A 6255-nucleotide genomic window follows, 5' to 3' on the forward strand; every position below is an offset into this window, starting at 1 on the left:
CGGACTCGATCCGCAATCTCAGATCCTGAATCGAGTTCAGGATGACGAAAGGCTAAAAATTACGTTCGAGTAATTTATGTACTTTAAGGATGGTAATGATTCGATCCGATTGTTTACCGACACCGTCAATCATACTTTCAGCTTCTGCAATCGTATCCGGCGCAGGTCCTACATCCCGTTTTGGCAGGCGAATCGCTTCGGTAAGACGATCAATAACGAATCCCGCGACATCATCCCCGTTTTTCATTACGATAAAACGGGTCTCTTCGGTATGTTTGATCATCTCCAATCCAAAACGTGAGCGTAGATCGATCAATGGAATCACCGAACCGCGCAGATTGAAAACCCCTAAAATATAAGCAGGCGTTTGCGGTACACGTGTCCAAGAGATCGGTTTGATAATCTCTTGGATACTCAAAATGGGCACCGAAAATTCTTCATCCCCCACGATGAAACCGACCAGCTGAATCACTTCATCGATTTTAATATCATCTCCTGAGAGGGACTTTTGCTGTTTGTTAATAATTTGTTGGAGTTTTTCGCTCATGTTATAGCCCCTCGTTAAATTTGATGTTTCGTTTGACGACATTCATCAGATATTCCGGTGAATACGGTTTCGTAATGTATTCGATCATTCCCGATTCGACACCGCGCATACGATCCGCTTTTCCGGTACGGGATGTCACCGCGATCAATGGGAGATTTTTATACTTATTGTATTTTTTGATCTCAGCGGCCAAGGTATAGCCATCCATTCGCGGCATCTCAATGTCTACAAGCATTGCATCAAACATATACTCGCCCTGCTTCAAGACATTGAGTGCTTCAACTCCATCAATCGCTTCGACAAGGGTGATTCCCATCGGCTCTAATGCTTTACGCATAATGGTACGATCGGTTTTCGAGTCATCAACGATCATCACCGTATAATCGCTCGCTTTATTTTTCACCCCTAAACGCCCTTTGGATTCTGCACTCTCTTGACCGACGGTCGATTTAACCGATTTTGCCATTTGCATCAATGCCGCAACATCAACGATCAATGTCACGCCGCCATCACCGCGAATGGTTGCCCCTGCGATCCCTTCGATCCCTTTGAGATATTCGCCGAGAGATTTGATAACAATCTCTTCTTGCCCAACCAATGAATCGACAATAAGACCGATTTTGCTCTCTGCAAGACCGAGGACAACAACATACGCATGTTCGCTGTTATCAAAGACACGTTCGACTTCGAAAATATCACCGATATGGACGAGGGAGAGAACTTCATCACGTAGACGCATAACGGAGCGGCTCTCAACGGTATAAATCTCATCTTTGCTAATACGCACCGTCTCAAGAACGGATGCAAGAGGGATGGCATAATACTCTTCTTGAACCCCGACAAGCAACGCTTGGATAATCGCCAAGGTGAGCGGGATTTTGAGTTTCATCGACGTACCCTTGCCCACTTCGGAGTCGATATCGATCATACCGTTTAGTTTTTCGATGTTGGTCTTCACCACATCCATGCCGACCCCACGTCCTGAAACGCTGGTGACTTGCGCTGCGGTTGAAAAGCCCGGTCGGAAAATGAGGCCAAATGCCTCTTTTTCAGTCATCCCATCCGCTTCTTTTTCAGTAATGATACCTTTCTCAATCGATTTGGATTTAAGCATATCGGCATCAAGCCCTTTACCGTCATCGATGATTTGAATAACGATATGGTTCCCCTCATGGTATGCTTTAAGATGGATGGTTCCGCCCTCTTCTTTACCGGAGACCAAACGAACATCCGGTGTTTCAATCCCATGGTCACATGAGTTACGGATAATATGGACGAGCGGATCACCGATCTCCTCGACGATCGATTTATCGAGTTCTGTCTCTTCACCCGTAATCTCTAGCTCAATTTTTTTGTTCAGCTCACGCGATAAGTCACGTATCATACGAGGGAATTTGTTAAATACTTTCCCAATCGGAAGCATACGGGTTTTCATAACGGCGATTTGCAAATCGGTGGTAACCAATGAAACGATTGAAACCACTTGATTCAACTCTTCGAGGAAGGCTTCTCCTTCGTAACGTTCTTCAACATCATCATTGATCTTAATCAGACGGTTTTTACCAAGAACGAGTTCACCGATCAAATTCATCAAATGATCCAACCGTTTTACATCGACACGAATCGTTTGCTCGACCGCCGCGCCGCCGCGAGATTCTCCATCCTCTTTCGGCTCCACTTTTCGAGGTGTCGGTGCCACTTTCGGTGCAACTACTTCTACTTTTGGTGCTGCGACCGGAGTAACTGCCACAGGTGCCGGTGGCGCTTTCGGCGCTTCAGGTTCTACACTTTTTTGCGCACGTTTTGCCGCATCTTCGGCTTGACGAACAGCGATAAGACGCTCAATTTCTGCTTCCACTTCCTCTTCACTCATTCCTGAATAATCGGGTTCCTCTTCTTCTGCCATCGGAGTAGCCGGTGGAGCTTTGTGCGCTCGTTTAGCTGCATCTTCGGCTTGACGAACAGCGATAAGCCGCTCAATCTCTGCTTCTACTTCCGCTTCGCTCATTCCAGAGTAATCGGCTTCTTCATCCTCTTGTACCGCTGATGCAGCAACTTCCGGTTCTGGAGCGGGAGCCGGTGCTTCGGCCACAGCACTGAGCGGGGTACCGTTAGCGACCGCATCCAAACGCTCGACACAATGAGTGACTTCCAATCCGCTATCCACACCTCTATCACGGATTCGTACCAACAATACTTTCATCAAATCGATCGATTCGAGGATGACATCCATAACATCCGCATCGATAGTTAAATCTCCATGACGTGCCATATTGAGGAGATTTTCCATATGGTGAGTCAAATGGGTCAATACATCAAAGTTTAAAAAGGAACTCGCCCCTTTAATCGTATGCGCTACCCGAAAGATACGATTTAGTAAATCCAAATCATCGGGTCGTGATTCCAGTTCGACAAGGTCTTGGTCAAGCTGTTCGATCAGTTCAAACGACTCAATCAGAAAATCTTGTAATATCTCTTCAAATTCATCCATTGTCTAACCCCTATTGAATATGAGCACGAACGACACGCGCTACTTCATCGTAAAATAAATTCGAATCAAATTTGACCAAATACGCTTCTCCGCCGGCTTCACGTCCACGCATTTCGCTGAAATGATCGCTAATGGAAGAGTTAAAGACAATCGGTATCATCTTGAAACGCTCATCGGATTTGACATTCGCCGCAAAATGGAATCCATCCATCAACGGCATTTCGATATCCGATGCGATAAGACGGAGTTTGGAGGAAATATTATCACCGTATGCATGGTACAAATCTTCCAAAATTTTAAGCCCTTGCTGCCCGTCCGTTGCTTCGATAACATCAAAGCCCATCTGTTCCAGCGCCTCTTTAATAATACGTCGTGCGGTTGCACTGTCATCAAGAAGTAAAACATGACCGCTAAAGCGATCTTTCCCCTCTTCTAGCTTTCCACGGGAAGGTTGATAGAGACCGAGCTCTTGAACAACCCCTTCCAAATCTAAAATCAAAAGGACACCATCATCTTCAATACGGGTGACACCCGTAATTTTAGAACCGTCCAGCCCTCCGGAGGAGGATATGAAAGAGGCCGGTTCAATATCTTTCCAATTGATTCGGCGGATACGTTTAGCTTCGTGGACCACAAAGCCGATCAGAATATTATTGAATTCGGTAATAATCACACGTGACTCATGGGCCATCTCTTCAGGAGCTTCCACTCCCATCCATGTAGCCAGATTGACGACCGGAATAACCACACCGCGCAAATCGAAAATTCCCTCGATAAACGGAGGGGTTCCCGGTAGTTCGGTTAATTTCGGAAATCGGATAATTTCACGTACTTTAGAGACGTTAACACCGTATATCCCTTCGTATATTTCATCGCCTTCACGCTTAAAAATACGAAAATCGACCAATTCCATCTCATTTGTGCCGACTTTTAAAATATCACCTTGTCCCTTCATCGGGGCTCCTTACGAAAAACTGCTTCGTGTAATAACGGCTGATTTTGGCTTGATTGTACAGTAAAGTATCTTTCATTGCAAGCAAAAGCACCGACGTTAATATAATCTAAATGATTAACTTTGAATATCCGATTTTGGTGGAAATGTCCCTCAATCAAAAGATCGACAGAATCTAGCTTCAGTGATAATAATCGATTTTGGATTAAGTCTTCAAAATGGACAATCTTGCGGCAATGATTTTTTCGTTTCATCTGCTTTTCTAACCATGCAACGATAAAACCGTTCCCAAGTGTATCGATAGCTCTCAACCCCGCAAGAATCAGTGGATTACGGATAAGTACCGTATACACTTCATATCCAAACCCCATATGGCTATCACCATGAGAAAGTGCGATTTTTTTACCTTCATGTACCATCATCAAGGGCTGATTTTCACGACGAATCACTTCTGTTTTCGGGAATAAATCACCGATTAAAAAATCGTGATTTCCCTCTAAGTAAATGATTTCAATCACAGTTGAGAGACGGTTGAGTAAATCGATTACCTCTGTATTGTACTCATAAGTTCGAGGTATCGGACCATAAAGCATGTCTAAGATATCTCCCATCAAAATCAGTTGCGGTGTCGTAATCTCACCTGATTCAAGAGCATATAAAAAATCGATAAAAGGGGTGCGCCACGGGGCGCAATGGGCATCTGCGATGAGAATCGCCCCATTTTTGAGAGGTTTAAGGGACATAAGAGATAGTGGGAATTCCGAGAGTTTCGTCCAATCCCATCATGAGGTTTGCATTGACCAGAGCTTGTGAGCTCGCACCGCGCATCAAATTATCGATTGCACACATCGCGACGAGTGCATTACCATGGCGGGTGGCATACACATCTGCGAAATTCGTTCCGGAGGTCATTTTCGTATGCGGTGGTGCACTACGAAGACGGACAAAGGGTTTATTCTTATAAAATGATTCCATAAGCGCCAAAGGATCGCAATCGGTTTTCAACGTAGCATAAACACACGCAAGCATCCCTCGCGTCATCGGAACCAAGGAAGGGACAAAAGTCACTTTCACTTCATTGGCACATAAAGCCGATGCATGCTGTTCGATCTCGGTAGCATGGCGATGCTTGATGATGTTGTAGCAGTTAATGTTGTCATTGACACTGACGTAATGAACGGCACTGCTCGGAGATTTCCCCGCACCCGAAACACCGGTTTTGGAATCAATAAAAATCGGATTAGTAAGATCAATATGATCCAGAAATGGAGCCAGTGCCATCAAAGAAGCGGTAACATGGCATCCCGGATTAGCAACAAGACGAGATCCGGCGGCAATATTACCGTGGAGTTCAGGGATAGAATAGATCGCATGTGAGAGATTGTCAATATCTTCGTGTTCACAGTAAAATGCTTCGTAATTCTCCTGATTCAGACGATAATCGGCAGAGAGATCGACCACTTTTATCCCACGTTCTAACAACCCTTTTGCACTCTGCATTGCGGTTTTATGCGGCAGGGCTAGGAATATCAGTTCACAAATCTCAGCAGCACGGTCAATATCGACTTTTTCAACACTCAAATCGCATACACCCATCAATGCGGGGTGAAGCTCGGAAACCGTTGTAGCACCTTCGGTATTGGCACAATAGACAAGATTGAAAATCGGATGAGAAATGAGCATTTTAACAAGCTCTATACCTGTATAGCCGCTGACTCCGATAATACCGACGTTAATGGGATTCAAACACAATCTCCTGATATTTCACTTCAAGCACTTCAAAGTTTTTGGTTCCGCCGGGGAGTTTTGCATTCAGTTCATCCCCCTCCTCGCGACCTAAAAGCTGTTTAGCAAGCGGAGAGTTAAATGAAATAAGACCCCGTGCAGGATTGCTCTCACATCCGCCGACGATGGTATACGTGACCTCTTGGTCATTGTCTAAATCGGAGAGTACAACGGTAGAACCAAAGCTGATACGAGCGTGTTCAAGTTCGCTCGGGTCCACGATCTGAGCACGTGAGATTACCTCACCGAGTTCCGCGATCCGTGTTCCGATAAAAGCCTGTTTTTCACGTGCCGCATGGTATTCGGAGTTTTCTTTTAGATCACCGTACTCTTTGGCACGATCGATTTCAACATTAACTGCCGGTAAATCGATATTTTTAAGGGTGTTCAGCTCGTCTGATAATCGCTGAAACCCGTATTTTGTCATGGGTTCTTTTTGTTCCACTGTTTACTCCGCAAAAATAAGTGGGGATATTATAC

6 protein-coding genes are annotated in these 6255 nt (G+C 45.0%); all 6 read right to left on the minus strand.

The window, feature by feature from the left end:
* Positions 1-52: 52 nt before the first annotated feature.
* Genes A3G19_RS03485 through greA form a run of 6 tightly spaced genes read right to left on the minus strand, consistent with a single transcriptional unit; the run spans position 53 to position 6220 of the window.
* Entirely contained in the window at positions 53-547 is a 495-nt protein-coding gene (locus A3G19_RS03485) for a chemotaxis protein CheW (RefSeq protein WP_015653005.1), read from the minus strand.
* 1 nt (position 548) lies between these two features.
* The gene (locus tag A3G19_RS03490) at positions 549-3038 is read right to left on the minus strand and encodes a chemotaxis protein CheW (RefSeq protein ID WP_294870579.1); all 2490 of its coding nucleotides are present in this window, start codon (positions 3036-3038) and stop codon (positions 549-551) included.
* Between the two features lie 10 nt (positions 3039-3048).
* A complete protein-coding gene (locus A3G19_RS03495) occupies positions 3049-3993 on the minus strand; it encodes a chemotaxis protein (RefSeq protein WP_294870581.1) in 945 nt (314 codons plus the stop codon).
* Positions 3990-4733, minus strand: a complete 744-nt coding sequence (locus A3G19_RS03500) for a metallophosphoesterase (protein ID WP_294870583.1) — start codon at positions 4731-4733, stop codon at positions 3990-3992. The genes A3G19_RS03495 and A3G19_RS03500 overlap by 4 nt, the downstream gene beginning before the upstream one ends.
* Entirely contained in the window at positions 4723-5736 is a 1014-nt protein-coding gene (gene argC / locus A3G19_RS03505) for an N-acetyl-gamma-glutamyl-phosphate reductase (RefSeq protein ID WP_015653001.1), read from the minus strand. Before argC ends, A3G19_RS03500 begins: the two co-directional genes overlap by 11 nt.
* A complete protein-coding gene (gene greA / locus A3G19_RS03510; RefSeq protein ID WP_015653000.1) occupies positions 5723-6220 on the minus strand; it encodes a transcription elongation factor GreA in 498 nt (165 codons plus the stop codon). The genes argC and greA overlap by 14 nt, the downstream gene beginning before the upstream one ends.
* Positions 6221-6255 lie beyond the last annotated feature (35 nt).

Source organism: Sulfuricurvum sp. RIFCSPLOWO2_12_FULL_43_24, assembly GCF_001829605.1.
Taxonomy (GTDB): domain Bacteria; phylum Campylobacterota; class Campylobacteria; order Campylobacterales; family Sulfurimonadaceae; genus Sulfuricurvum.